We start from the raw sequence: 23779 nt of genomic DNA on the forward strand, positions 1-23779 counted from the left end.
CATCATGGCACTCTTCGATTTTCCTCGCTGGAAGTTGACCTCCCCCGCCGCTGAGTCCGGCGTTGTTGCGCCCGATGAACGCTTGTCGGCCGGGCAAACGCTGGTGATGGGCGTGCAGCACGCCGTTGCGATGTTCGGCGCGACGGTGCTGATGCCGTTGTTGATGGGGCTCGACCCCAACCTGTCGATTCTGATGTCGGGCGTCGGCACCCTGCTGTTCTTTATCGTCACCGGCGGACGGGTGCCGAGCTATCTCGGCTCCAGCGCCGCCTTTGTCGGGGTGGTGATCGCCATTACCGGCTTTAACGGCCAGGGGCTGAACCCTCATCTGAGCGTCGCCCTTGGCGGGATCATCGCCTGCGGGCTGGTTTACACCCTGATTGGTCTGGTGGTGATGAAGATCGGCACCCGCTGGATCGAGCGCCTGATGCCGCCGGTGGTGACCGGCGCGGTGGTGATGGCTATCGGCCTGAACCTGGCGCCGATTGCCGTGCGCAGCGTCTCCGCCAGCGCCTTCGACAGCTGGATGGCGGTGTTGACCGTGCTCTGCATCGGCATAGTGGCGGTATTTACCCGCGGGATGCTGCAGCGTCTGCTGATCCTGGTCGGCCTGATCGTCGCCTGCGCACTGTACGCCCTGCTGGCTAACGGCTTTGGCCTTGGCAAGCCGCTGGACTTCTCCCCCCTCGCCCAGGCGGCGTGGTTCGGGCTGCCGCACTTTACCACCCCATCCTTTAACGGTCAGGCGATGATGTTGATTGCGCCCGTCGCGGTGATCCTGGTGGCCGAGAACCTTGGGCACCTGAAGGCCGTCGCCGGAATGACCGGGCGCAATATGGACCCGTACATGGGGCGCGCCTTCGTCGGCGACGGGCTGGCGACCATGCTCTCCGGTTCGGTGGGCGGCAGCGGGGTCACCACCTATGCGGAGAACATTGGCGTCATGGCGGTGACCAAGGTCTATTCGACGCTGGTCTTTGTCGCCGCCGCGCTGATTGCCATGCTGCTGGGCTTCTCGCCGAAGTTTGGCGCATTAATCCACACCATTCCCGGGCCGGTGATCGGCGGCGCCTCGATCGTGGTCTTTGGTTTAATTGCCGTCGCCGGGGCGCGGATCTGGGTGCAAAACCGCGTCGACCTCAGCCAGAACAGCAATTTGATCATGGTGTCGGTGACCCTGGTGCTGGGCGCAGGGGATTTCGCGCTGTCGCTGGGCGGCTTTACGCTGGGCGGGATTGGCACCGCCACCTTCGGGGCGATCCTGCTGCACGCGCTGCTTCATCGCGGAATGCGCGAGGCGAAGGAGGCCAGGGTAACGCCGGTGTAAGCCACATTAGCGCGGCGTTGGCGCGTGGGCCTGGGTGGTGTGAGCCTGTAGGCCGGATAAGGCATTTATGCCGCCATCCGGCACCGCCGCAGGTACGGAGCCTGACCGCCCGGCGGCGCTGCGCTTGCACGGGCCGACTGACGGCCGGAGCTGGATAATTCGATAAGGTTATCGGTTTGCAATGGTTTCGCCCCGGAAAAACGGTTGTTCTGTGTTATTTCCGGGCAGATGGCGCTCCCGATTGGTCTTCTGCGTTATGCCTCTCCTGGCGCAGGGAGCGCACAGGGGGCGGCCAGTCGCCGCCGCCCCCTGTACCCCCGGGCTCCGGCCAGCAACATCGCCACTACGCGGTCCCTTCGACTTATCCCTGCAGGCTTCGGGTCGGGCCGAGGCAGCGTCCGTGCAAAACACGGCCCTCAGCCCGCATCCATGCGGGCTGCCCCGGCCTTCCGGGAACGTCTCAGCGATGTTGAGGCCGTCAGCACCGGCAGTTTCAGCAGCCCCAGGACCCGCGGTGATTTTGGGATGTAGGCCGGGCAAGGCGTGAGCCGCCGCCCGGCATAAAAGCGACGCCGCGCCTGATGCCATCGCCCGGCGGCGCTGCGCTGGCGCGGGCCGACTGACCGTCAGGGCTGGATAATTCGATAGGGTTTTCGGTTAGCAATGGTTTCGCCCCGGAAAAACGGTTGTTCTGTGTTATTTCCGGGCAGATGGCGCTCCCGATAGGTCTTCTGCGTTATGCCTCTCCTGGCGCAGGGAGCGCACAGGGGGCGGCCAGTCGCCGCCGCCCCCTGTACCCCCGGGCTCCGGCCAGCAAAATCGCCACTGCGCGGTGCCTTCGACTTATCCCTGCAGGCTTCGGGTCGGGCCGAGGCAGCGTCCATGCAAAACACGGCCCTCAGCCCGCATCCATGCGGGCTGCCCCGGCCTTCCGGGAACGTCTCAGCGATTTTGAGGCCGCCAACACCGGCAGTTTCAGCAAGAAAGGTGAATAAATTAACGGCAGGTCGCACGAACGTAGGCCGGGCAAGGCGTGAGCCGCCGCCCGGCATAAAAGGCAGCTCTGTGCCTGATGCCATCGCCCGGCGGCGCGGCGCTTGCGCAGGCCTGGAGACAATCAGAGCCGGACGAGCACCAGCCAGAATAAGCGCTGCTGTAGGATCAGATGCGTAAAATTATGGCTCGCGGCGATCGGCCAGGTCCGGGAGCGGCGGCGCATCGTCATTCGTTGCAATCTGCGGCGGCGATTTGCGCTTCCACTTCAGCTCGCTCACCAGTACCCCCGCAAGGATAAAGACGCAGCCGAGGAGGGCCAGCAGCGGCAGACGTTCGCCGGCCAGCCGGCCAAAAATACCGGCCCATACCGGTTCCCCGGTATAGATAAGGGTGGCCCGCGTCGGCGAGACGCTACGCTGCGCCCAGTTCATGGTCACCTGAATGATCGCGCTGAAAATCCCCAGCCCCAGCGCGACGCCGAGCAGTGTCGGCGTCAACGGCGGAACCACCTCACCGGCCGGCTTCATGGCGGCGAAAGCCACCAGCGACGCAGTCGCCAGCTGCACGACCGTCACCCGGCGGACATCGACTTTCCCGGCCCAGGCGCTGATAAGGATAATCTCCGCCGCGATCGCCACTGCGCTCGCCAGCGTGATTATCTCCCCCACGCCAAGCGCCAGCAGATTATTTTCCGGCCCGGCCAGCAGGATCAAACCGATAAAGGCCAGCACAATCCCTATGCAGGACAACACCCCCGGCATACGGCCCAGACACAGCCACTGCAGCAGCGGCACCAGCGGCACATACATCGCCGTGATAAAGGCAGATTTACTGCTGGAGATCGACTGCAGTCCCCAGGTCTGCAGGCCATATCCCAGGGCAATCGCCACGCCAATCGCCACCCCCGCTTTCACCTCCAGCCACGTCAGACCGCGCAGAGTGCGCAGCGAGAGCAGGCCCACCGCCAGCGCGGCGGTCGCGAAGCGCAGACCGACAAAAAACAGCGGCCCGCTGAGGCTCACCGCATACTGCACGGCGAGAAAGGTTCCTCCCCAGAACATGGTGATCATGATGAGGAGCACTTCCTGGCGGGTAATGGAGAATTTTAACAAAGACATAAGACAGCCATGACGATTAACGGGCGACCAGTGTGCAATCCGCCCGGCGGGAGTGCAACCACCGACAGATAAAAAAACCGCCGGCAGATGCCGGCGGCGAGGGGCGATGCGGTTGGGTCGGGGAGATTAACACCGCATCAAAGAGAACCGTGCGGGCCGCACGTTAACTCTCACGACTACCGTGACTGTTTTTACCCCCTTTTTTGCCAGCCTCTGAGGCGCGCTGAGGGTCATTTTTAAAATTCCCCCCGCTATGCTGGCCACCTTTACGTCCTGCTTCTGATGCTCTTTCACGGTCTTCAGCAAAGTTACCTGAGCCGCCACGATGGTTTGCCATTACTGACCTCCATTAGGTTAGACATCATAGTGCATTACGCGGGAGCGGCGATGCCGCTGTCGTACCGCGTACCTATAAGGTTAGTGAATGACGGCTGCTGACGGCGGCAAATGTAATATCCAGAAACAAACCCGGGCGAAAAAAGTCCCTTCGCGCCGCGAACGGCTCCTAACCACCTCTACTGACGGAGAAAAAATAGTCGGCAAAAATGTATCCTGATGCTACACCCCTGCCGCAGCGGCCAGAATAACGAAAGCATAGCTTCCCTCTTCTCTGCCGCTCAGGCCGCGCTGTGCAAGGAAAAGTAAATAACGCTTTGTCATTTTGTTATAAATCAAATAAATGCCTGTTGGATTTGCACTCTCCGACAGAGGCTTTATCTTTAAAGGTAACCAGCCATTTGGCTGGCTTATAACGCAACCGAGGAGTGATGGAAATGGCTAAAATTCTGGTGCTTTATTATTCCATGTATGGACACATTGAAACCATGGCTCACGCCGTCGCCGATGGGGCGAACCGGGTGGATGGCGTTGAGGTGGTTGTGAAGCGCGTGCCGGAAACCATGCAGGCTGAAGCATTTGCCAAAGCAGGCGGGAAAACGCAAAACGCGCCCGTCGCCTCGCCGCAGGAGCTGGCAGAGTATGACGCCATCATCTTTGGTACCCCGACGCGTTTCGGCAACATGTCCGGACAGATGCGCACCTTCCTCGATCAAACCGGCGGCCTGTGGGCGTCCGGCGCCCTGTATGGCAAAATCGCCAGCGTGTTCAGCTCAACCGGCACCGGCGGTGGCCAGGAACAAACGATCACCTCAACCTGGACGACGCTGGCCCACCACGGCATGATCATCGTCCCGATCGGCTATGGCGCCCAGGAGCTGTTTGATATCTCCCAGGTCCGCGGCGGCACCCCGTATGGCGCGACCACCATTGCCGGCGGCGACGGCTCACGTCAGCCGAGTGAGGAAGAGTTAGCCATTGCCCGCTATCAGGGCGAACATGTCGCCAAACTGGCCGTTAAAGTCCACGGCTAATCTTCTGCAGGAGGAGCACTATGCCAACTCAAGAAGCAAAAGCACATCGCGTCGGCGAATGGGCAAGTTTACGTAACACCTCGCCGGAGATCGCCGAAGCGATTTTTGAAGTCGCCCATTATGATGAAAAATTGGCGGAGCAAATTTGGGAGGAAGGCAGCGACGAAGTACTGGCGCTGGCCTTTGCCAAAACCGATAAAGATGCGCTGTTCTGGGGTGAACAGACGATTGAGCGTAAAAACGTCTGACGTCGATCACCTAATGCGGGCTTCAGGCCCGCATATTCCCGGATGAAGTTGGTCATAACTGACCTTATCCCCTTGACAACATTTTGAATGTTGGCAGGCATTGTTATTGATTGTCTCGCTAAAAAAATAGCCATTTAAAGCGTATTATGGTTGCCGGTTATGACGCGTGCAAACCGTGAATGATACCTTACCGGGATCGGCAGTATATAAAAATTCCCATTATCCCTGTCAATCACCCCGTAAAAAATAACATCACCGACATCTGCAACGACTCGTAAAGTGCTACATTCAAAATACTGCATTTTTCCCGCACTGGTGACTATCTTTCCCAGGCCGTCAATATTGTTCAACTCTACGCTCTTGGTTCTGCGCAATGAGTGCATACTGATCTTTATCAAACCATTAGCCCTTATTATAGTAAGACAACGAAGCGTAAACTTCCTATATTTAATACACCTTGCCGAATAGGTTTTATAACAAAAGTCCTGTAATCGGTATTTGTATTTTTTAAAGATAAAAATAACTGCCGGAAATACAATTAAAAATGCAAGCACAGATTCAACAGAATAACCAAGAAGCATAAAGAACATAATAAAGGATAAAAAAATTGAGATGCTCATCACAATATTAAATCGGCGTGCAAACTTACACTTGTCGTCAACCTTGAACCATTTCATGGTTTTTGTTTTTTGTATATTATCCTTCAATAAATATCTTAAATAATTTTTCAGCAAGTACGCTCTAATTGTACAAGCTTCAGTCTTAGTAAGCTCATAATTAACGCTTGAATATATCATCCATGAATCACTCATAAACCATCCATAATATAAGTCTATTGTTTCACATGCCCTCTTATTTCTCAATAAATTATGTGCATCCTCACTGAAAATATCAACACATTAACGTACAGACTATCCACGTAGATAATTTTCAGCATATTACCATCGAGCATAAACCCGGATTGCTCCGGGTTTTTTTTACATTATTTCGCCGCCTCGTTGATCACCTTTTTGAAGGTCTCCAGCGGGCAGAATCCCTGAGCGTCAACCGGGCAGCCGTTAAGCGCCAGCGTGACCCGCTGCGGCGGGGACTGCAGGGTTAACGCGTCGGCGTTACGCAGCTGCTCGGTACTTTGATAGACATACTCAATCTTCATCAGATCGCGATTGCTGCCGCTGTCGTGCCAGCGCTGAAACAGCAGTTTACCGCCGATGGGCGTGCGCTCGTACTGGCCGGGCAGTTGATAGGGCTTGAAGTCCAGGGCCGTCAGCAGCGAAGCGATATTCGAGTCGTGCCCCACCAGCAGCGTGACTTTCGCCTTGTTGGCGTCTTCACCCACTAAAGCGTTATCGATATATTTGACCAGCGGTTTGGCGACGTTTTGCGCCACCGCCACCGAGGTAAACAGACTATCCTGATAGCCGTTTTTCAGCTTCGACAGCACCTGCCACTGCTTATCGCTGGCGATCTCCCCCCACGCCACCTGGTCTTTCGGGAAACCTTCATAATATTGCAGGGTGAAGGCGTCCACCAGCGAGTTACCCACCTTCAGCGGCCCGGTCACGCCCGGCTCCTGCTGATAACCAGCGCTAAAGGTATCCTTACCCTCGCTCAGGGAACAGACCTGCTTCTCTTTGCAGGAGGGCGAGTTGCGGTAATCGATCATCGTCTCCAGCAGCTTGTAGCTCTCGGTCAACTGCATCCCCTGGCGCTCTTTTTCCATCGCCTGCAGCGCTTTCTCGCGAAACGCCGGGGAGTCGTCGGTAATAACCGGGTTGAAGGTCGGATCCATGGTGCCCATCTGCGGCTGGTGATGCACTGCAATGCCGCAGCCAGGGAACGCGCCGGTGATAAAGAACTGCGCGGTGGCAACGGTGCGCTGCAGGCTGTTGGCATAGGCGTAAACCGCGTTTTCCGGCGGGCACTCGCCGCTGGTCACCAGCTTCTGCTGCGCCAGCCATTCGCGCATATAGTGGCCCATATAGACTTCCAGCACCCCGCCTTTGGTGGTCAGCTGGCCGCCCGGCACATCCCACTGCGGCCAGGCTTTCGCTGTCGACTGCTCCAGCACGCTGCCGTTATTGGCCAGCGGCGCACGCAGGTTGTGACGGCTCATGATCAGCACCTGCTGCAGCTGATACCCCTCCGGGGCGGCAGTGTCCTGCGCCTGAGCGCCAGCGGATAACATCACCGCGCCCGCTATGGCGGCGGCAAGTAGACGTTTTTTCATCCCTTCATCCTTAGTCATTTATTATCATCGCGTTAATTGTGACGGATTTATGACATATTTCCTGGTAATCGCTCGCAAACTTAGACCGCAGCCGAAAATTTCCCCTGCCGGGCAAATAGTTTTATAATGAAACAATTAACCTGGAGGCCTTCGTGAAACGTACCCGTCTGGAAAACAGCTGTTGCCCTATAGCCCGCTCCCTCGATGTTATCGGCGACTGGTGGTCGCTGCTGATCGTCCGCGATGCCCTGCGCGGGGTGCGCCGTTTTAGTGAATTCCAGAAAAATCTCGGCATCGCCAAAAATATGCTCGCCGGGCGGCTGAAAATGCTGGTGGATGAGGGTATCCTGCGCCTGCAGCCGGCCTCCGACGGCAGCGCCTGGCAGGAGTATGTCCTGACCGACAAGGGTCGCGCCCTGCAGACAGTGCTGGTCGCCCTCTCCCAGTGGGCAGACGACTATCTTTTTGACCCGAACGAACCGGCGACCCGGCTCATTGACCGTCAGCAGCGCCAGCCCCTGCGTAAGCTGGTCCTGCAGGCGGCCGATGGCCGTGAGCTGGCCCCGGCAGACATCACGATTGCTATTCCGTTGCACGACTAATCGCTGCTCACGGCAGGCAAAAATAAAAAAAGCCCGGCAAAATAGTTGCATTATTAAACCACTTATTCCATGCTCAACTTGGTTTAATAATAAAACCTTTTACGAGGCTCTTCCCATGACCCAACCATCGCACACTGCTTTTATCACCGGCGCGTCCTCAGGTATCGGCGCGATCTATGCTGAACGACTCGCCGCCCGCGGCTACGATCTGATCCTCGCCGCCCGCCGTGAAGACCGGCTGCAGGCGCTCGCCGATCAGCTACAGTCACGCTTTGCCATCCAGGCCAGCATCCTCAAAGTCGATCTCAGTGAGGAGCAAGGCATTGCCGCTGTAGAGCAACGTCTGCAACAGGATCCCGCCATCGATCTGTTTATTAACAACGCCGGCACAGCGAAAATGGCAGGCTTCCTCGCCAGTACACCGCGCGAGCATCAGGCGATTCACACGCTGAACACCACGGCGCTGCTGCGTCTGAGCTATGCCGCGCTGGCGGCTTTCGCTCCCCGAGGTCGCGGTACGCTGATCAATATTGCCTCTATCCTCGCGCTGCATACGCTGCCAGGTAGCGCGGTCTACAGCGCCAGCAAAGCCTGGGTGTTGAGCTTTACCCGCGGTCTGCAGGATGAGTTTGCCGACAGCGGCGTGCGTATTCAGGTGGTATTGCCGGCGGCGACCGCCACCGATCTCTGGCCGACTTCCGGGGTGGCGCTGGATGCCCTGCCCAGCGGCACGGTGATGACCACAGAGGATCTGGTGGACGCCGCCCTCCGTGGACTGGCGTTGGGGGAGAAGGTCACGTTACCGCCGGTTCATGACCTGAAACTGTGGGATACTTATGAGCGGGCCAGGCTGGCGCTGTTTACCACCGCCCGAACCGGGGAGCCGGCGCCACGGTATCGCTAACCAGCACCTCGCGGCGGTGGTTACTCCGGTAGCGGAACCGCCGTCAGGGTACAGATCGCCTCGTGCTCCCCGCCGCGGCGATCGGTTATCATCACCTTATCGCCCGCTTTTTTACCTTCACAGGGTTTGAGAACCTGCTCCACGATCCGCTCGCGGCTCGCCTGACGTTCACTTTCAGCCTGACTGGCGAAGGCGGTTAGCGCCAGCACCACGCCCAGCAGGCCGAGGGTTTTCTTATACATGTCTTACTCTCAGAACATTCTCATTCGCCGTCAGCGTAACCCTCTGTACGCCATACTTCTGTAAAATCACTTAACGGAGTGTTACGTCATTTCAGGTGAAACTCCGGCGGTCACATTCGTGCGGGAAATATATTATCACAACCCCGGCGGCGGTTATTCTCGCGATGAGACGTCATCTTTCAGACATATCCCGATGTTATCTTCAATCGCGCCCTGTATCTTTTTCCCTTTCTAAACAGAATATTAGGTTGGTCTATGTCGGGTCTTATTCTCTTTATCGTCGCGGTGGCGCTGCTGGGCGTCGCCATTTACAGTCTGGTGTCGTACCTCAAAGAGCGGCGCGCCAGTCAGTTGCCTGTCCATAAAAAGAAGAAATAATACCTTCCGTTCCCTGCCGTTTTCTGCAGATTTCCTGACGCGCCTGTACGGTCCCTTACTGTCGCCAAAACGAAGGCAGGCCCATGAGCCTGCCTTCATTCAACGCCTGGATTCGCCTTTATGACTCTCAGGCCTGCTCCGCTTTCGTCGCATCAAACTGCGGCGGCGGTTTACGAAAGCGCCGGGTCAGATAAGTCAGATACAGCAGGCCAAGCGCCGCCCACACCAGACCGAGCGTTAGCGAGGTAGCCTCGAGGTTGATCCACAGCACGCCCACGGTCAACGCCCCCACCATCGGCAACAGCAGATAGTGCAGACGATCCTTCCAGGTCTTGTTGTAGCCCTTGCGCCGCCAGAAGTGGTTGAACACCGACAGGTTAACGAAAGTAAACGCCACCAGTGCGCCAAAGTTGATCAACGCCGTGGCGGTCACCAGGTCGAAGAACAGCGCTGACAGCGCAACGATACCCACCATAATCACGTTCAGCGCCGGGGTACGCCATTTCGGGTGCACATAGCCAAAAATGCGCTCCGGGAAGACGTTGTCGCGGCCCATCACATACAGCAAACGAGAGACGCTGGCATGGGAGGCCAGGCCCGACGCCAGGGTGTTAACAAAGGTGGTGCACAGGAAGATCGACTGGAACAGCTTGCCGCCCACGTACAGCGCAATCTCCGGCAGCGCGGCATCGGGATCTTTAAAGCGATGAATATCCGGAAAGAACAGCTGCATAAAGAACGACGCGACAATGAAAATAATACCGCCGTACATCGCGGTAAGAAAAATTGCTTTCGGGATCACCCGCGCGGCGTCAGGGGTCTCTTCCGACAGGGTGGTCACGGCGTCGAAGCCGAGAAACGAGAAGCAGACAATGGTCGCCCCGGTGATAATCGGGATCAGGTGCGCATTCTGGCTGATAAACGGCTGCAGCGACCAGACGGTCCCCACCCCTTCGCCTTTGTGCAGCCCCTGCACCACCAGAATAATAAACACCACCATAATCGAGATCTGCACCAGCACGAACAGGGTGTTGAAGTTGGCCACCAGGTTAACGCTTTTCAGGTTCGCAGCGGTCAGAATAGCGACAAAGGTCACTACCCACACCCACGGCGGCACCTCCGGGAACAGCGCCGAAAGGTAGATCTTCGCCAGCAGGACGTTGATCATCGGCAGGAACAGATAATCGAGCAACGACGACCAGCCGACCATAAAGCCAACGTGCGGACTGATGGATTTTTGCGCGTAGGTATAGGCGGAACCGGCTTCCGGGAACTGACGCACCAGTTTGCCGTAGCTGATGGCGGTGAACAGCACCCCGGCCAGCGCCAGCAGGTAAGACGCCGGTACGTGGCCATTGCTGATGCCGGAGACGATGCCGAAGGTATCAAACACCGTCATCGGCGTCAGATAGGCCAGCCCCATCATCACCACTTGCCAGAGTTTGAGGGATTTACGCAGACGCGGTCTGCCCGCCTGAGCGGCGTTATGCGCAGGAAGATTAATAGCCATCGCCCATTCCCCCCTTGCTGATAACAGTTTGCGGGCCCAACGTCCGCGTGACAAACCTGCTTAGCAAAGGGGTAAGGCGTAGATAAAAGGGTAAGACGGACCGGTGAGCGGTAGCTGGCTGGCATCCAATGCGGCCTGAGCGGCCTCCCTCTCCCTGCGGATATTTGAACATCTGCATCATCTCATTTCCTCGTCACACACTGTGTCGTTAACTGAAGCCCCGTTGCCGCCTGCGCTCCTTAACGCGACATCCGGGAAATGGCTGGGCTCCCAGCAAAAAGGACGACCAGGCTCCGCTCAGGCCGTATGATGCTACTGATTACCAAACTCATGGGCCCCTCGCGGGGCGACCATTAGGCGTTTTTCAACATCCACTCGATTTCGGTTTCTGTGATAAGACGCTCAAACTGCAGTAATTCATCATGCTTACAGGCATGGAAAACGTGGCAGAAACGCTCGCCGAGGCGCTCGCGCAGATGATCGTTCTGCATAAACTCCCACAGCGCGTCGCTCTGACGGATCGGGAACGGCAGGCCCTCTTGTTCCAGACCGTTACCCTCCACCTCTTCCTGCAAAGGCAGCTGGGGGTTATCCAGCCCGTGCAGAATGCCGGCAAAAATCGCCGCCATCACCAGATACGGGTTGGCGTCCGCCCCCGCCACGCGATACTCGACGCGGTGGTTCTGCCGCTCGCCGCACGGAATACGCAAGGCCACGGTGCGGTTGTTATGCCCCCACGAAGCCTGCGTCGGGACGTACATCCCCGGCTGGAAGCGGCGATACGAGTTCACGTTCGGCGCCAGCAGCGCCATCGAGGCCGGCATCAGATCGATCATCCCGGCCAGCGCGCGTTTGAGCAGCACAGAGTCTTCCCCGTCGCCGTCCACCAGCACGTTTTCCCCTTTATTGTTCAGCATGCTGATGTGGATGTGCATCCCGCTGCCCGCATGCTCTTCATAAGGCTTCGCCATAAAAGTGGCGTGCATCTTATGCTTCTCCGCCATTAAACGCACGAGACGTTTTAACGCCAGCGCATCATCGCAGGCATCCAGCACGTTATCGGTATGGTGAAGGTTGATTTCAAACTGGCCCGGCGAGGCTTCCGCCACCGCGCCGTCGGCGGGGATCAGCTGCAGTTTGGCCAGCTCGTCGATGTCATAAAGCACGTCGGCAAAGTGGTTCAGGTTATCGACGGAGTAGACCTGGCTTTGGGTGTTGCGATCGTCGGTGCCCGGCGCGCACGGCGGCTGGAGGTAGCCTTCGGCGTCGCGTTTGCGGTCCAGTAAATAGAACTCCAGCTCTACCGCTACCACGGGGAACAGCCCGCGCTGGCGCAACTGCTGCCAGAGGCGGTTGAGTACGTTCCGCGGCTCAACGTCAAAGGGAGCGCCATCTTCATCAACCATGGTCAGCTGTACCTGGGCTATCGATTGTGGGTCAGCCGCCGAAGGCGTTAAGGTGCCGGGTACCGGAATGCAGCTGCGATCCGGTTCGCCCATATCCTGACCCAGGCCGGCCTCTTCCACCACATTGCCAAGAATATCCATTGCAAACACCGAGGCCGGGAAATAACAGCCTTTCTCCAGTTTGCTCAGGCCGGCAACCGGAATGCGCTTGCCGCGGAAGCAGCCGTTCAGGTCGGTAAGGAGGACATCGACATACTGGGTATCGGGGTAGGTTTCGAGGTAGCGCTTCACTTCTTTCGCGAACGCGCTGACCCGTCTCTCTTCCGTCTGCTGAACAAAATTCTCTACTTCTACGATATTGGTTTCCATGATTCACCGCCGTTGGTTTGGTTTCGGCCCTGCACTCAGGCCGTTAAATATAATGTCCACCCCATCGACTGTGTATGCAAATAAATTGTTTGTCAAATGTTAAATTAAGTTTGCAAAGGGCTATTTCCACTGCTAGATTGAGAAAATATTGAACGATATGGCCGTTAAACCCGCTATAGCGGTCATAATTTAGTCCACTTTGTGAGGGCGATCATGGAAAATATAATGTACAAGCCAGTTATTGGCGTCGTGATGTGTAGAAACAGGCTTAAGGGTCACCAGACCCAGACTCTGCAAGAAAAGTACCTGAATGCCATTGTTAACGCCGGCGGACTGCCGATCGCCCTGCCGCATGCGCTGGCGGAGCCGGAGCTGCTGGATGCGTTAGTCGATAAACTGGACGGGATTTACCTGCCAGGCAGCCCCAGTAATGTGCAGCCGCACCTTTATGGTGAAAACGGCGATGAGCCTGACGCCGACCCCGGGCGTGATCTTCTGAGCATGGCGCTGATTAACGCCGCGCTCGAAAGGCGCATCCCCATTTTCGCCATCTGTCGTGGACTGCAGGAACTGGTTGTCGCCACCGGCGGGACTCTGTATCGTCGTCTGTTTGAGCAGCCTGAGCTCCTTGAACATCGTGAAGATCCTGAACTGCCCGTCGAGCAGCAGTATGCGCCGTCCCATCAGGTTGAGGTTCAGGAAGGAGGATTGCTGTCGCAATTGATACCGGGCTGCAACACGTTTTGGGTAAACTCGCTACATGGGCAAGGGGCAAAAACCCTGAGCCCGCAGCTGCGCGTGGAGGCGCGAGCGCCGGATGGACTGGTGGAAGCGGTCAGCGTGAACGATCATCCTTTCGCGTTGGGCGTACAGTGGCATCCTGAATGGAACAGTAGCGAATACGCCCTGTCGCGTATGTTGTTTGATGGTTTTATCACCGCCTGTCAGGGCCATCATGCTGAAAAGCGGCGGCGCTGACCACTACCGTTAAGGAAATGCAAATATGAGCGATGACGGACTGGCGCCAGGGAAGCGTCTGTCAGAGATCCGCCAACAGCTGGGTCTCTCGCAGCGTCGTGCCGCCGAACTGTCTGGGTTAACACATAGTGCCATCAGCACCATAGAGCAGGACAAAGTCAGTCCTGCCATCAGTACGCTGCAAAAGCTGCTGAAAGTCTATGGGCTGTCGCTCTCGGAATTCTTTTCTGAACCCGAAAAGCCGGACGAACCCCAGGTGGTCATTAATCAGGATGACCTGATTGAGATGGGAAGTCAGGGCGTTTCCATGAAGCTGGTTCATAACGGAAATCCGAACCGTACGCTGGCGATGATTTTTGAAACTTACCAGCCTGGAACCACGACCGGGGAGAGAATTAAGCATCAGGGTGAGGAGATAGGCACCATACTGGAAGGTGAGATCGTGCTGACCATTAACGGTCAGTCGTACCACCTGGTGGCTGGACAAAGCTATGCCATTAATACCGGCATCCCGCACAGCTTCAGCAACACCTCGGCAGGTATCTGCCGCATCATCAGTGCCCACACCCCCACCACTTTCTGAATATTTAGCCTGAACCAGGTTCAGGCTTTTTTCAGGCCTGCGGCGGCGGAAATTTTATTTTCGTCGCGGCGAAGAACTCGTAGTAATAACGCCTGCGCCGTACGGAATATTATTTCCTGCTGGCCCTGAAATAATTAACGCCAGTGCATGGCGACGCGCTCCTGAACTATTCAGGGGAATAAAACGGTATTCAACTCCGGGGATACGCTATGCCCTGCGCCCGGCGCAGTGCCCTCGTGCAGCCTGAATACGCCGAACTGATTAATTTGCCGATAATGTTTTTAAGGAGTCATGATGAATTTTCAGCACCTGGCTTACTGGCAGGAAAAAGCGAAAAACCTGGCCATTGAAACGCGCTTATTTATTAACGGCGAATATTGCGCCGCGGCCGATAATACCACCTTTGAAACCATTGACCCTGCCGCGCAACAGACATTAGCCCAGGTCGCCCGCGGTAAAAAAGCCGACGTTGAGCTGGCGGTAAAAGCCGCGCGCCAGGCTTTTGATAACGGCGACTGGTCGCAGGCGTCCCCCGCACAGCGTAAAGCGGTTCTCACTAAATTTGCCGACCTGATGGAAGCCCATCGCGAAGAGCTGGCGCTGCTGGAAACGCTGGATACCGGCAAACCGATCCGCCACAGTCTGCGCGACGATATTCCCGGCGCCGCCCGCGCCATTCGCTGGTACGCCGAAGCGCTGGATAAAGTTTATGGCGAAGTGGCCCCCACCGGCAGCAACGAGCTGGCGATGATCGTTCGCGAACCGATTGGCGTGATCGCCGCGGTGGTGCCGTGGAACTTCCCGCTGCTGCTGGCCTGCTGGAAGCTTGGCCCGGCGCTGGCGGCGGGCAACAGCGTGATCCTCAAACCCTCGGAAAAGTCGCCGCTCACCGCCCTGCGTCTGGCCGGGCTGGCAAAAGAGGCCGGCCTGCCGGACGGGGTGCTGAACGTGATCAGCGGCTTTGGTCATGAGGCGGGACAGGCGCTGGCCCTGCATCCCGATGTCGAAGTCATTACCTTCACCGGATCCACCCGCACCGGCAAGCAGCTGCTGAAGGATGCCGGCGACAGCAATATGAAGCGCGTGTGGCTGGAAGCCGGCGGCAAGAGCGCCAACATCGTCTTCGCCGACTGCCCGGATCTGCAAAAAGCGGTCAGCACCACCGCCGGCGGCATCTTCTACAACCAGGGCCAGGTCTGCATCGCCGGGACCCGCCTGCTGCTCGAGGAGAGCATCGCCGACGAGTTCCTGGCGCGGCTGAAAGCCGAGGCGCAACACTGGCAGCCAAGCAACCCGCTCGACCCGAACACCACCATGGGGATGCTGATTGACAATACCCATGCCGACAACGTGCATAGCTTTATTCGCGGCGGTGAAAGCCAAAGCACCCTGTTCCTCGACGGGCGTAAAAATCCGTGGCCTGCCGCCGTCGGTCCGACCATTTTCGTTGACGTCGACCCGGCCTCTCGCCTCAGCCGGGAAGAGATCTTCGGCCCGGTATTGGTGGTGACGCGCTTCAAAAGCGAAGACGAGGCGCTAAAGCTCGCCAACGACAGCGACTACGGCCTCGGCGCCGCGGTGTGGACCCGCGATCTCTCCCGCGCCCACCGCATGAGCCGTCGCCTGAAGGCCGGTTCGGTCTTCGTCAACAACTACAACGATGGTGATATGACCGTTCCGTTCGGCGGCTACAAGCAGAGCGGCAACGGGCGCGATAAATCGCTGCACGCGCTGGAAAAATTCACCGAACTGAAAACCATCTGGATTGCCCTGGAGTCTTGATCATGACTGAACATACCACTAGCTACTACGCTGCCAGCGCCAACAAGTATGAACCGTTCCCAACGCTGGACGAATCGATAAGCTGCGACGTCTGCGTTGTCGGCGGCGGCTACACCGGCCTCTCGTCCGCCCTGCATCTGGCCGAAATGGGCTACGACGTGGTGGTGCTGGAAGGAGCGCGCATCGGCTTCGGCGCCAGCGGCCGCAACGGCGGTCAACTGGTTAACTCCTACAGCCGCGATATCGACGTCATTGAGAAAAACTACGGCCCGGATGCAGCGAAAATGCTCGGCAGTATGATGTTCGAAGGCGGCGATATCATCCGCGAACGGATCCAGCGTTATCAAATTCAGTGCGATTACCGCCCGGGCGGCCTGTTCGTGGCGATGAACCATAAACAGCTGGAAACCCTGGAAGAACAGAAAGCCAACTGGGAGCGCTACGGCAACACCCAGCTGGAGCTGCTGGACAGAGAGGCCATTCGTCGCGAAGTGGACAGCGACCGCTACGTCGGCGCCCTGCTTGACCACAGCGGCGGCCATATTCACCCGCTGAACCTCGCCATCGGCGAAGCGGACGCCATTCGCCTGAACGGCGGCCGGGTGTATGAGCAGTCGCCGGTCACCCGCATCCAGCACACCAGCCCGGCGGTGGTCAGTACCGCCCGCGGCCAGGTCACTGCCCGCTACGTGATCGTCGCCGGTAACGCCTATCTTGGCGATAAACTGGAGCCGGAGCTGGCGAAACGCAGCATGCCGTGCGGCACCCAGGTGGTCACCACCGCGCCGCTGTCGGAAGAGTTAGCCCGCTCGCTGATCCCGAAAAACTACTGTGTGGAAGATTGTAACTACCTGCTGGACTACTACCGTCTGACCGGCGACAACCGCCTGCTGTACGGCGGCGGCGTGGTCTACGGCGCCCGCGATCCGGACGACGTTGAGCGGCTGATTATGCCGAAGCTGCTGAAGACCTTCCCGCAGCTGCAGGGGGTGAAAATTGACTATCGCTGGACCGGCAATTTCCTGCTGACCCTGTCGCGGATGCCGCAGTTCGGGCGTCTCGATAAAAATATTTACTACATGCAGGGCTACAGCGGCCACGGCGTGACCTGTACTCATCTGGCCGGACGCTTGATTTCAGAACTGCTGCGCGGTGACGCCGAGCGCTTTGACGCTTTCGCCAAACTGCCGCACTACCCGTTCCCGGGCGGCCGCAGCCTGCGCATTCCCTTTACCGCCATGGGCGCCGCCTACTACAGCCTGCGCGACCGACTTGGCGTTTAATCGCCTGCGCCGACGGCCCTGGCCGTCGGCGCCTGCTGCGGGTAGTGCTGCTGAAAATAGTGACGCAGAAACTCCACGGTAGTGCGAATTTTGGCTGAGGTGGCCAGCCGGGAGACATACACCGCCCAGACGTTGGCCGGTTGCCAGTAGTCCGGCAGCACCTGCACCAGATGCCCGCTGGCGATATTCTCCCTGACGTCCCACCACGAGCGCAACGCAATCCCCTGCCCGTCCAGGCACCACTGATGCACAATTTCACCATGATTGGAGGAGAGCGGCCCGGTCACTTTGATGGCGTGCTGTCCCTCTTTGCTGTGCAGTTGCCACACGCCGAACGGCCGGTCGCGCTCTTTGATCACCAGGCAGGGTAACGCGGCCAGATCGCTGAGCTGTTTTGGCAACGGATAGCGGGTAAACAGTGCCGGCGCGGCGCACAGAACGCGTTGATTAGTCGCCAGCTGGCGGGCAATCAGATTCGGCGCGATATCGTCGCCGACGCGAATATCAAGATCCACCCCTTCACTGGCCAAATCCACCAGCCGATCCTGGACATCAAAACGCAGCTCCAGCTGCGGATACTGGCGGGCCAGCGCCGACAGCGCCGGGGCCACTACCCGACGACCAAAGCCGAAGCTACTGATGATCCGCAGCGTCCCCTGGGGGACCTCGCGCACGTCGGAGAGTTCGTCCATCATCTCATCGACATCCTGCAGAATGCGCTGCGCCCACTCGTAGATCCGCTCTCCCTCCTCGGTGATAGCCACCCGGCGGGTAGTGCGGTGCAACAGCCGCACATTCAGAGTTTGTTCCAGCAGGGAGAGGCGCTTGCTGACGAAAGCTGGCGACACGCCAAGCTCTTCAGCGGCAACGGCAAAGCTGGCCCGGCGGGCAACCAGCATAAAGACACGCAGGTCATTCAGCAGCGGCAGATTATTCATGATCTGTGTTTTATGTTTCACCAGTTAGCGTGATTAATTATGAAACAGTCAATTATAGGATAGGCAGCGGGTCAAACATCATCGCTAAAAAGTGAGAACCGCTATGAAAAAAACCTGTCGCATCGCCGCCATTCCCGGCGATGGCATTGGTAAAGAAGTGCTTCCGGAAGGGATCCATGTCCTGCAGGCCGCCGCAAGGCGGTGGGATCTGTCGCTCAGCTTCGTGCCGCTGGACTGGGCAAGCAGTGAGTACTATGTCCGTCACGGGAAAATGATGCCCGACGACTGGCGCGAGCAGTTGCAGGGCTGCGACGCTATCTACTTCGGTGCCGTCGGCTGGCCGGATACCGTCCCCGACCACATTTCGCTGTGGGGTTCGCTGCTGAAGTTCCGCCGTGAGTTCGATCAGTACGTCAACCTGCGTCCGGTACGCCTGTTTCCCGGCGTCCCCTGCCCGCTGGCGGGGAAAAAAGCCGGTGATATCGACTTTTACGTGGTGCGCGAAAACACCGAAGGCGAATACTCCGCGCTGGGCGGGCGCGCCAACGAAGGCACCGAGCATGAGCTGGTGATTCAGGAGTCGGTCTTTACCCGTCGCGGCGTCGACCGTATCCTGCGCTACGCTTTCGAGCTGGCGCAAAGCCGCCCGCGTAAGACGCTAACCTCGGCGACCAAATCCAACGGTCTGGCCATCAGCATGCCCTACTGGGACGAGCGGGTGGAGGCGATGGCTAAACACTATCCCGAGGTCCACTGGGACAAACAGCATATCGATATCCTCTGTGCCCGCTTCGTGCTGCAGCCGGAGCGGTTTGACGTGGTAGTGGGTTCCAACCTGTTCGGCGATATCCTCTCTGACCTTGGCCCAGCCTGTACCGGCACCATCGGCATTGCGCCGTCGGCCAATCTCAATCCGGAACGCATCTTCCCGTCGCTGTTCGAGCCGGTTCACGGCTCCGCGCCGGATATCTACGGTAAAAATATCGCCAATCCGCTGGCGACGATCTGGGCCGGGGCAATGATGCTCGACTTCCTTGGCAACGGCGACGAGCGCTACCGCGCCGCTCACGATGGCATCCTGGCGGCAATCGAACAGACGATCGCCAGTGGTCCGAAGACGCCGGATATGCAAGGAACAGCGTCTACCCGGCAGGTCGGGGAAGCAGTTTGCCTGGCCTTAACCCAATAAGGCATAGCCGCCCCGGTTCACGCTGTGCCACCGGGGCGGCTTACCGGCTTAAAGCTCCAGCTCACGCTGGAGCAACGTCGCGATAGCCTCGCTGCTCTCTGCGGATACCAGCGCCTGGCGGAACTCGGCGTGCATAATGCGCCGCGCCAGCCGTGAAAAAATGCGCATATGCTGGTCACCCGCCGAGTGCTTGTTCAGCGTCAGCATGATCACAAACTGCGCCTCTTCATCGCCCCACGCCACCGGCTGGGCCAGCCGGGCAACGCTGATGGTCGACTGCTCAATATGCTCGGATTTACTATGCGGAATGGCAAAGCTAAAACCCAGTCCGGTGGAGAACACCGCTTCGCGGGCCCACAGATCAGCCTCCAGCTTGCGCGGATAGCGACAGCGTCCGGCCAGCAGCAGATTGTCCGTCATCCCCTTCAACACCTCTTCCTTGCTGCGCCAGTCGCTGTTAAGGGTGATGCACTGGCGGCTAATCAGCGGCACATCCTGCTGGCGCATGCGGAACTGGGCCAGCAGATGCTCCACTTCCAGCGAGGTACGACACTGCATGGCCTGATTCAGCAGCTGGCGGCAGGCGCGGCTGTCCAGCTGCGCCAGACGCGCCTTGGTCGCCGGGATCGCCGGCGCGCTCATGCTCAGCTCATCTAAACCGAGACCGACCAGCAGCGGCAGTACCGAACCTTTGGCTCCCAGCTCGCCGCACAGGCCAATCCATTTCCCCTGGCGGTGTACCGCCTGCACGGCATAGTCCAGCGCGCGTAGAAAGGCTGGATTGAGGCTATTGTAATGGCGCGTCACTTTTGCGTTATCACGGTCGACAGCCAGCAAATACTGCGTTAAGTCGTTGCTGCCGATGCTAAAGAAATCCACCTCTTCGCAGCACTGATCGATGATAAACATCACCGACGGCACCTCCAGCATAATGCCCAGCGGGATCTTTTCATCAAAGGGGATCTGCTCGGCACGCAGCGACTGTTTGGCCTCCGCCAGCCGCTCTTTCACCCACAGAATCTCCTCCATTGAGGAAATCATCGGGATCATAATCTTCAGCGAGCCGTGCGCCGAGGCCCGCAGGATCGCCCGCAGCTGGGTATGAAACAGCGCCTGGTACTCTTCATAAATGCGCACCGCGCGGTAGCCGAGGAACGGATTGTTTTCTGCAGGGATGTTGAGATAGGCCACCGGTTTATCGCCGCCGATATCCATGGTGCGCACAATAATGCTGCGCCCGGCGGCCGGCTCCAGCGCCTGGCAAAAGATGTTGTAGAGTTCGTCTTCCGATGGCGCGCCCGGCCGGTCCATATACAACATCTCCGTGCGGAACAGACCAACCGACTGCGCGCCGTGGTTAAACGCCGCCACCGCTTCTACCGAATGAGCGATATTGGCCGCCACCTCAAGGCGGATACCGTCTTGCGTCTGTCCGGCTTTATCCAGCCATACCTGCTGCTGTTGCTGCATTTGCGCCTGTACCCACGCCTCCTGTTGATAGTAGCGCGCCACCGCCGGACTCAGGTCGACCACCAGCAGCCCGGCGTTGCCGTCAATCTGCACCTGGGTATCGCCCCACGGCAGCACCGCGTCCAGGTCTACCCCCACCAGGGTTGGGATATTGAATGAGCGGGCAAGGATCACGGTGTGCGACGTGGTGCCGCCGCTGCGCAGCAGCAGTCCTTTGAGATGCGTTTTATCCAGTTCCAGAAACTGGCTAGGGGTGAGCTCGTCGGCAAGGCAAATGGCGGCCTCCCGCAGCTGGCCCGGCGCCGGGAAACGGGCTTCGCCGTAGATATGCTGCAACAGCTGGAAGCAGACATCACGCACATCCAGCACCCGCTCCTGTAGATAGCTGTTGCCGGAATCGCGGAACTGGGCGCAGAAGTGGTCGCTGGTGGCGACGATCGCCTGGGCGCAGCTGAGACCGGTGAGGATCCCGCCGAGCAGATGCTGGCGCAGCGAGGCATCCGTCGCCAGCGAACGATGAGCGTCCAGGATAGCGCTGGCGGTGCCGTCATTGTCCAGCAGCCGCAGTTCGATATCTTTCACCAGCAGGCGCAGGCCGTTATCCAGTGCCGCCTGCTCCTGTTCAGGACTGCTGGCGACAGGCAGTTCGCCCAGCTCGTGCAGATCGCGGGATTTGAGATGAATCAGCTTGCCCCCCGCGCTGCCGGCACAGACCGGGCGGGCATGGAACAGCGTTGGGTTCAGCCTTGAGAGGGACGCCGGCACCGGCTGGATGTCCAGCGCCTGAGCCGTGGGCAGCGGTGCGTCGCAATGGGGAAACTCATCCCGCATGAAGGCCGTCAACGCGGCGAACGCCTCAGCTTCATCCTCCCCGTTGATGATCAACTGACAGGCATCGCCTTTCAGGGTATTCGTGCCGATGATGGCCAGCGCGCTTTTGGCGTTTCCCCCCGTTTCACCGCGCAGATTTCGCCATTCAATCGCCGCGATAAAACGGTTGCATAGCGTTTCGACCAGACTGGCCGGACGCGCATGCACGCCGTTGGGCAAATCACATATAAATTCAATGACCAGAGCCATCGCCTTCCTCCTGAGCAATCCATTATTTCCCCAAAAGGTAATGAAAGAAGAGGCCAGGGACTAGGTGATAAAACTGGCAATTACTGGACTATTGTACACACGATTCTTTTTTATGCCCGCCATCACAATTCCACCCTGTTAGCGCTCATCTTTCAGGTCACGACTAAGATTTGAGGTGGATCGCAATTCTTTTCTCACCTTACAAATATCCAGTAAATGCACTTTTTCTCTACTGTTTTATGCGGCGCCCTTTTTCTAATGTTGAGCCATCAATACTGTCACGGGCCCTACAGCGCTCAGGAGCAAGCAATGAACGAACTGGTGCAAATACTAAAAAATACTCGCCAGCATCTGATGACCGGCGTGTCACACATGATCCCCTTCGTCGTCTCCGGCGGGATCCTGCTGGCGGTTTCCGTCATGTTGTATGGCAAAGGCGCCGTGCCTGATGCCGCGACCGATCCCAATCTGAAGAAACTCTTTGACATCGGGGTCGCCGGGCTGACGCTGATGGTCCCCTTTCTCGCCGCCTACATCGGCTACTCCATCGCCGACCGCGCCGCGCTGGCGCCCTGCGCCATCGGCGCCTGGGTGGGCAACAGCTTCGGCGCCGGCTTCTTCGGCGCGTTAATCGCCGGGATGATCGGCGGCCTGGTGGTCTATTACCTGAAAAAAATACCGGTCCACAAGGTGCTGCGATCGGTGATGCCAATTTTCATTATCCCCATCATCGGCACCTTTATTACTGCCGGGATCATGATGTGGGGGCTCGGCGAACCGGTCGGCGCGCTAACGGCAAACCTGACCAGCTGGCTGCAGGGCATGCGCGAAGGCAGCATCGTGGTGCTGGCCATCATTATGGGCCTGATGCTGGCGTTTGATATGGGCGGTCCGGTGAACAAAGTGGCCTACGCTTTCATGCTGATCTGCGTTTCACAAGGGGTCTACAGCGTAGTGGCTATCGCCGCCGTTGGCATCGCCGTGCCGCCGCTGGGGATGGGGCTGGCGACGCTAATCGGCCGCAAATATTTCACCGCCGAAGAGCGGGAAACCGGCAAAGCGGCGCTGGTGATGGGCTGCGTCGGGGTCACCGAAGGGGCCATTCCCTTTGCCGCTGCCGATCCGCTACGCGTTATTCCAGCCAATATGATTGGCGCCGCCAGCGGCTGCGTCACCGCCGCGCTGCTGGGCGCCCAGTGTTACGCCGGCTGGGGCGGGCTCATCGTGCTGCCGGTGGTCCAGGGCAAACTCGGCTTTGTCGCCGCGCTGCTGGTCGGCGCCTGCGTTAGCGCCGCCTGCGTGATTGTGCTGAAGGCGCTGGCTAAAAAGAAATCATCTGACACCAAAGCCGACGACGAATTAGACCTCGATTTCGAAATTAACTAACAGACTGAAAGGAACAGATTATGACCCACATTATCGCTGTCACCGCCTGCCCGTCGGGCGTGGCTCACACCTATATGGCCGCTGAGTCCCTGGAAAGCGCCGCTAAAGCCAAAGGCTGGCAGGTCAAAGTTGAAACCCAGGGCTCGATTGGCATTGAAAACGAGCTGACGGCGGACGAGATCGCCGCCGCCGATATGGTCATCCTGACCAAAGATATCGGCATCAAATTCGAAGAGCGGTTTGCCGGGAAAACCATCGTACGCGTCAATATCAGCGATGCGGTCAAACGCGCCGACGCCATCATGACCAAGATAGACAGCCACCTTTCCCAGCGAGCCTGAAGCCTTAAAAGGGGCGCCCGCGCGCCCTTCGCCACCACATGGAGTTTGT

The 23779-nt window shown here is 58.4% G+C and carries 24 protein-coding genes; 14 read left to right on the forward strand and 10 right to left on the reverse strand.

Going from position 1 to position 23779, the window contains the following annotated elements; translation table 11 throughout:
* Window positions 1-4 precede the first annotated feature (4 nt).
* Window positions 5-1327 carry a pyrimidine utilization transport protein G gene (gene rutG, locus B8P98_RS18095; protein ID WP_087805462.1) on the forward strand — a complete coding sequence of 441 codons (1323 nt, stop codon included), beginning with the start codon at window positions 5-7 and terminating at the stop codon, window positions 1325-1327.
* 1175 nt (window positions 1328-2502) lie between these two features.
* On the opposite strand, the gene B8P98_RS18110 is transcribed toward rutG, so the two are convergent.
* The gene (locus B8P98_RS18110; protein WP_095033284.1) at window positions 2503-3441 is read right to left on the reverse strand and encodes a DMT family transporter; all 939 of its coding nucleotides are present in this window, start codon (window positions 3439-3441) and stop codon (window positions 2503-2505) included.
* 163 nt (window positions 3442-3604) lie between these two features.
* Window positions 3605-3778 carry a con-10 family general stress protein gene (locus tag B8P98_RS18115; RefSeq protein ID WP_002898708.1) on the reverse strand — a complete coding sequence of 58 codons (174 nt, stop codon included), beginning with the start codon at window positions 3776-3778 and terminating at the stop codon, window positions 3605-3607.
* A gap of 87 nt (window positions 3779-3865) precedes the next feature.
* Here B8P98_RS18115 and B8P98_RS31925 point away from each other — a divergent pair, with 87 nt between their 5' ends.
* From B8P98_RS31925 to B8P98_RS18125, 3 genes are all read left to right on the forward strand, one after another.
* A complete protein-coding gene (locus B8P98_RS31925) occupies window positions 3866-3997 on the forward strand; it encodes a hypothetical protein (protein ID WP_042929851.1) in 132 nt (43 codons plus the stop codon).
* Between the two features lie 217 nt (window positions 3998-4214).
* Window positions 4215-4811: an NAD(P)H:quinone oxidoreductase gene (gene wrbA / locus B8P98_RS18120; RefSeq protein WP_025714360.1), complete on the forward strand. Its 597-nt coding sequence runs from the start codon at window positions 4215-4217 to the stop codon at window positions 4809-4811.
* A 20-nt stretch (window positions 4812-4831) separates the two neighbouring features.
* On the forward strand, window positions 4832-5059 hold the full coding sequence (locus tag B8P98_RS18125; RefSeq protein WP_008805934.1) for a YccJ family protein: 228 nt from the start codon (window positions 4832-4834) through the stop codon (window positions 5057-5059).
* A 134-nt stretch (window positions 5060-5193) separates the two neighbouring features.
* Here B8P98_RS18125 and B8P98_RS18130 read toward each other — a convergent pair whose 3' ends face one another.
* Both B8P98_RS18130 and agp read right to left on the reverse strand, forming a co-directional pair.
* A complete protein-coding gene (locus B8P98_RS18130; protein WP_025714361.1) occupies window positions 5194-5871 on the reverse strand; it encodes a hypothetical protein in 678 nt (225 codons plus the stop codon).
* Window positions 5872-6041: 170 nt separating this feature from the next.
* Entirely contained in the window at window positions 6042-7289 is a 1248-nt protein-coding gene (gene agp, locus B8P98_RS18135) for a bifunctional glucose-1-phosphatase/inositol phosphatase (protein WP_080924457.1), read from the reverse strand.
* Between the two features lie 152 nt (window positions 7290-7441).
* Between agp and B8P98_RS18140 the strand changes: the two genes are divergently transcribed.
* Together B8P98_RS18140 and B8P98_RS18145 are read left to right on the forward strand one after the other, a co-directional pair.
* Entirely contained in the window at window positions 7442-7891 is a 450-nt protein-coding gene (locus B8P98_RS18140; RefSeq protein WP_025714363.1) for a winged helix-turn-helix transcriptional regulator, read from the forward strand.
* Between the two features lie 115 nt (window positions 7892-8006).
* Window positions 8007-8795 (forward strand): SDR family NAD(P)-dependent oxidoreductase, encoded by a 789-nt coding sequence (locus B8P98_RS18145; protein ID WP_080924456.1) that lies wholly within the window; start codon window positions 8007-8009, stop codon window positions 8793-8795.
* Between the two features lie 20 nt (window positions 8796-8815).
* On the opposite strand, the gene B8P98_RS18150 is transcribed toward B8P98_RS18145, so the two are convergent.
* On the reverse strand, window positions 8816-9037 hold the full coding sequence (locus tag B8P98_RS18150; RefSeq protein ID WP_025714365.1) for a hypothetical protein: 222 nt from the start codon (window positions 9035-9037) through the stop codon (window positions 8816-8818).
* Between the two features lie 255 nt (window positions 9038-9292).
* On the opposite strand from B8P98_RS18150, the gene B8P98_RS18155 reads away from it, so the two are divergent.
* The gene (locus tag B8P98_RS18155) at window positions 9293-9415 is read left to right on the forward strand and encodes a small membrane protein (RefSeq protein WP_002898600.1); all 123 of its coding nucleotides are present in this window, start codon (window positions 9293-9295) and stop codon (window positions 9413-9415) included.
* A 127-nt stretch (window positions 9416-9542) separates the two neighbouring features.
* Here B8P98_RS18155 and B8P98_RS18160 read toward each other — a convergent pair whose 3' ends face one another.
* The 3 genes from B8P98_RS18160 to B8P98_RS18170 all read right to left on the reverse strand — a co-directional run bounded on the left by B8P98_RS18160 (window position 9543) and on the right by B8P98_RS18170 (window position 12700).
* Complete coding sequence (locus B8P98_RS18160; protein WP_087805459.1) at window positions 9543-10925, reverse strand: APC family permease; 1383 nt, start codon at window positions 10923-10925, stop codon at window positions 9543-9545.
* Window positions 10915-11106, reverse strand: a complete 192-nt coding sequence (locus tag B8P98_RS32145) for a YmjE family protein (RefSeq protein ID WP_071993321.1) — start codon at window positions 11104-11106, stop codon at window positions 10915-10917. The genes B8P98_RS18160 and B8P98_RS32145 overlap by 11 nt, the downstream gene beginning before the upstream one ends.
* Before the next feature lie 172 nt (window positions 11107-11278).
* The gene (locus B8P98_RS18170; RefSeq protein ID WP_008805927.1) at window positions 11279-12700 is read right to left on the reverse strand and encodes a glutamine synthetase family protein; all 1422 of its coding nucleotides are present in this window, start codon (window positions 12698-12700) and stop codon (window positions 11279-11281) included.
* A gap of 225 nt (window positions 12701-12925) precedes the next feature.
* On the opposite strand from B8P98_RS18170, the gene puuD reads away from it, so the two are divergent.
* The 4 genes from puuD (at window position 12926) to B8P98_RS18190 (ending at window position 17326) form a co-directional block, all read left to right on the forward strand.
* The gene (puuD, locus tag B8P98_RS18175; RefSeq protein ID WP_165931820.1) at window positions 12926-13678 is read left to right on the forward strand and encodes a gamma-glutamyl-gamma-aminobutyrate hydrolase; all 753 of its coding nucleotides are present in this window, start codon (window positions 12926-12928) and stop codon (window positions 13676-13678) included.
* A 25-nt stretch (window positions 13679-13703) separates the two neighbouring features.
* On the forward strand, window positions 13704-14261 hold the full coding sequence (gene puuR / locus B8P98_RS18180) for an HTH-type transcriptional regulator PuuR (protein WP_002898590.1): 558 nt from the start codon (window positions 13704-13706) through the stop codon (window positions 14259-14261).
* 294 nt (window positions 14262-14555) lie between these two features.
* On the forward strand, window positions 14556-16043 hold the full coding sequence (puuC, locus tag B8P98_RS18185; RefSeq protein ID WP_087805457.1) for an aldehyde dehydrogenase PuuC: 1488 nt from the start codon (window positions 14556-14558) through the stop codon (window positions 16041-16043).
* Between the two features lie 2 nt (window positions 16044-16045).
* Window positions 16046-17326 (forward strand): NAD(P)/FAD-dependent oxidoreductase, encoded by a 1281-nt coding sequence (locus tag B8P98_RS18190; RefSeq protein WP_080924454.1) that lies wholly within the window; start codon window positions 16046-16048, stop codon window positions 17324-17326.
* Here B8P98_RS18190 and B8P98_RS18195 read toward each other — a convergent pair.
* Window positions 17323-18285 (reverse strand): LysR substrate-binding domain-containing protein, encoded by a 963-nt coding sequence (locus B8P98_RS18195; protein ID WP_165931821.1) that lies wholly within the window; start codon window positions 18283-18285, stop codon window positions 17323-17325. The two genes, B8P98_RS18190 and B8P98_RS18195, sit on opposite strands and share 4 nt — an antisense overlap.
* 82 nt (window positions 18286-18367) lie before the next feature.
* Here B8P98_RS18195 and B8P98_RS18200 point away from each other — a divergent pair, with 82 nt between their 5' ends.
* On the forward strand, window positions 18368-19453 hold the full coding sequence (locus tag B8P98_RS18200) for a tartrate dehydrogenase (RefSeq protein ID WP_025713857.1): 1086 nt from the start codon (window positions 18368-18370) through the stop codon (window positions 19451-19453).
* 48 nt (window positions 19454-19501) lie between these two features.
* Here B8P98_RS18200 and ptsP read toward each other — a convergent pair whose 3' ends face one another.
* The gene (ptsP, locus tag B8P98_RS18205; RefSeq protein WP_025713858.1) at window positions 19502-22003 is read right to left on the reverse strand and encodes a phosphoenolpyruvate--protein phosphotransferase; all 2502 of its coding nucleotides are present in this window, start codon (window positions 22001-22003) and stop codon (window positions 19502-19504) included.
* A gap of 309 nt (window positions 22004-22312) precedes the next feature.
* Between ptsP and B8P98_RS18210 the strand changes: the two genes are divergently transcribed.
* Both B8P98_RS18210 and B8P98_RS18215 read left to right on the forward strand, forming a co-directional pair.
* Window positions 22313-23389, forward strand: coding sequence for a PTS fructose transporter subunit EIIC (locus B8P98_RS18210; protein ID WP_025713859.1), 1077 nt, complete (start codon window positions 22313-22315; stop codon window positions 23387-23389).
* A 20-nt stretch (window positions 23390-23409) separates the two neighbouring features.
* Window positions 23410-23730 carry a PTS fructose-like transporter subunit IIB gene (locus tag B8P98_RS18215; protein WP_025713860.1) on the forward strand — a complete coding sequence of 107 codons (321 nt, stop codon included), beginning with the start codon at window positions 23410-23412 and terminating at the stop codon, window positions 23728-23730.
* Window positions 23731-23779: the final 49 nt, after the last annotated feature.

This window comes from Klebsiella quasivariicola (genome assembly GCF_002269255.1).
Lineage (GTDB): Bacteria > Pseudomonadota > Gammaproteobacteria > Enterobacterales > Enterobacteriaceae > Klebsiella > Klebsiella quasivariicola.

Excerpts from the sequence above, each read along its gene's own strand:
- puuC (WP_087805457.1), top strand. The coding sequence starts at position 14,556 with ATGAATTTTCAGCACCTGGCTTACTGGCAGGAAAAAGCGAAAAACCTG.
- B8P98_RS18110 (WP_095033284.1), bottom strand. The coding sequence starts at position 3,441 with ATGTCTTTGTTAAAATTCTCCATTACCCGCCAGGAAGTGCTCCTCATC.
- B8P98_RS18155 (WP_002898600.1), top strand. The coding sequence starts at position 9,293 with ATGTCGGGTCTTATTCTCTTTATCGTCGCGGTGGCGCTGCTGGGCGTC.
- B8P98_RS31925 (WP_042929851.1), top strand. The coding sequence starts at position 3,866 with ATGACGGCTGCTGACGGCGGCAAATGTAATATCCAGAAACAAACCCGG.
- B8P98_RS18125 (WP_008805934.1), top strand. The coding sequence starts at position 4,832 with ATGCCAACTCAAGAAGCAAAAGCACATCGCGTCGGCGAATGGGCAAGT.
- B8P98_RS18170 (WP_008805927.1), bottom strand. The coding sequence starts at position 12,700 with ATGGAAACCAATATCGTAGAAGTAGAGAATTTTGTTCAGCAGACGGAA.
- B8P98_RS18190 (WP_080924454.1), top strand. The coding sequence starts at position 16,046 with ATGACTGAACATACCACTAGCTACTACGCTGCCAGCGCCAACAAGTAT.
- ptsP (WP_025713858.1), bottom strand. The coding sequence starts at position 22,003 with ATGGCTCTGGTCATTGAATTTATATGTGATTTGCCCAACGGCGTGCAT.
- B8P98_RS18145 (WP_080924456.1), top strand. The coding sequence starts at position 8,007 with ATGACCCAACCATCGCACACTGCTTTTATCACCGGCGCGTCCTCAGGT.
- B8P98_RS32145 (WP_071993321.1), bottom strand. The coding sequence starts at position 11,106 with ATGATGCAGATGTTCAAATATCCGCAGGGAGAGGGAGGCCGCTCAGGC.
- B8P98_RS18200 (WP_025713857.1), top strand. The coding sequence starts at position 18,368 with ATGAAAAAAACCTGTCGCATCGCCGCCATTCCCGGCGATGGCATTGGT.
- puuD (WP_165931820.1), top strand. The coding sequence starts at position 12,926 with ATGTACAAGCCAGTTATTGGCGTCGTGATGTGTAGAAACAGGCTTAAG.
- rutG (WP_087805462.1), top strand. The coding sequence starts at position 5 with ATGGCACTCTTCGATTTTCCTCGCTGGAAGTTGACCTCCCCCGCCGCT.
- puuR (WP_002898590.1), top strand. The coding sequence starts at position 13,704 with ATGAGCGATGACGGACTGGCGCCAGGGAAGCGTCTGTCAGAGATCCGC.
- B8P98_RS18115 (WP_002898708.1), bottom strand. The coding sequence starts at position 3,778 with ATGGCAAACCATCGTGGCGGCTCAGGTAACTTTGCTGAAGACCGTGAA.
- B8P98_RS18210 (WP_025713859.1), top strand. The coding sequence starts at position 22,313 with ATGAACGAACTGGTGCAAATACTAAAAAATACTCGCCAGCATCTGATG.
- agp (WP_080924457.1), bottom strand. The coding sequence starts at position 7,289 with ATGAAAAAACGTCTACTTGCCGCCGCCATAGCGGGCGCGGTGATGTTA.
- B8P98_RS18150 (WP_025714365.1), bottom strand. The coding sequence starts at position 9,037 with ATGTATAAGAAAACCCTCGGCCTGCTGGGCGTGGTGCTGGCGCTAACC.
- wrbA (WP_025714360.1), top strand. The coding sequence starts at position 4,215 with ATGGCTAAAATTCTGGTGCTTTATTATTCCATGTATGGACACATTGAA.
- B8P98_RS18215 (WP_025713860.1), top strand. The coding sequence starts at position 23,410 with ATGACCCACATTATCGCTGTCACCGCCTGCCCGTCGGGCGTGGCTCAC.
- B8P98_RS18160 (WP_087805459.1), bottom strand. The coding sequence starts at position 10,925 with ATGGCTATTAATCTTCCTGCGCATAACGCCGCTCAGGCGGGCAGACCG.
- B8P98_RS18130 (WP_025714361.1), bottom strand. The coding sequence starts at position 5,871 with ATGAGTGATTCATGGATGATATATTCAAGCGTTAATTATGAGCTTACT.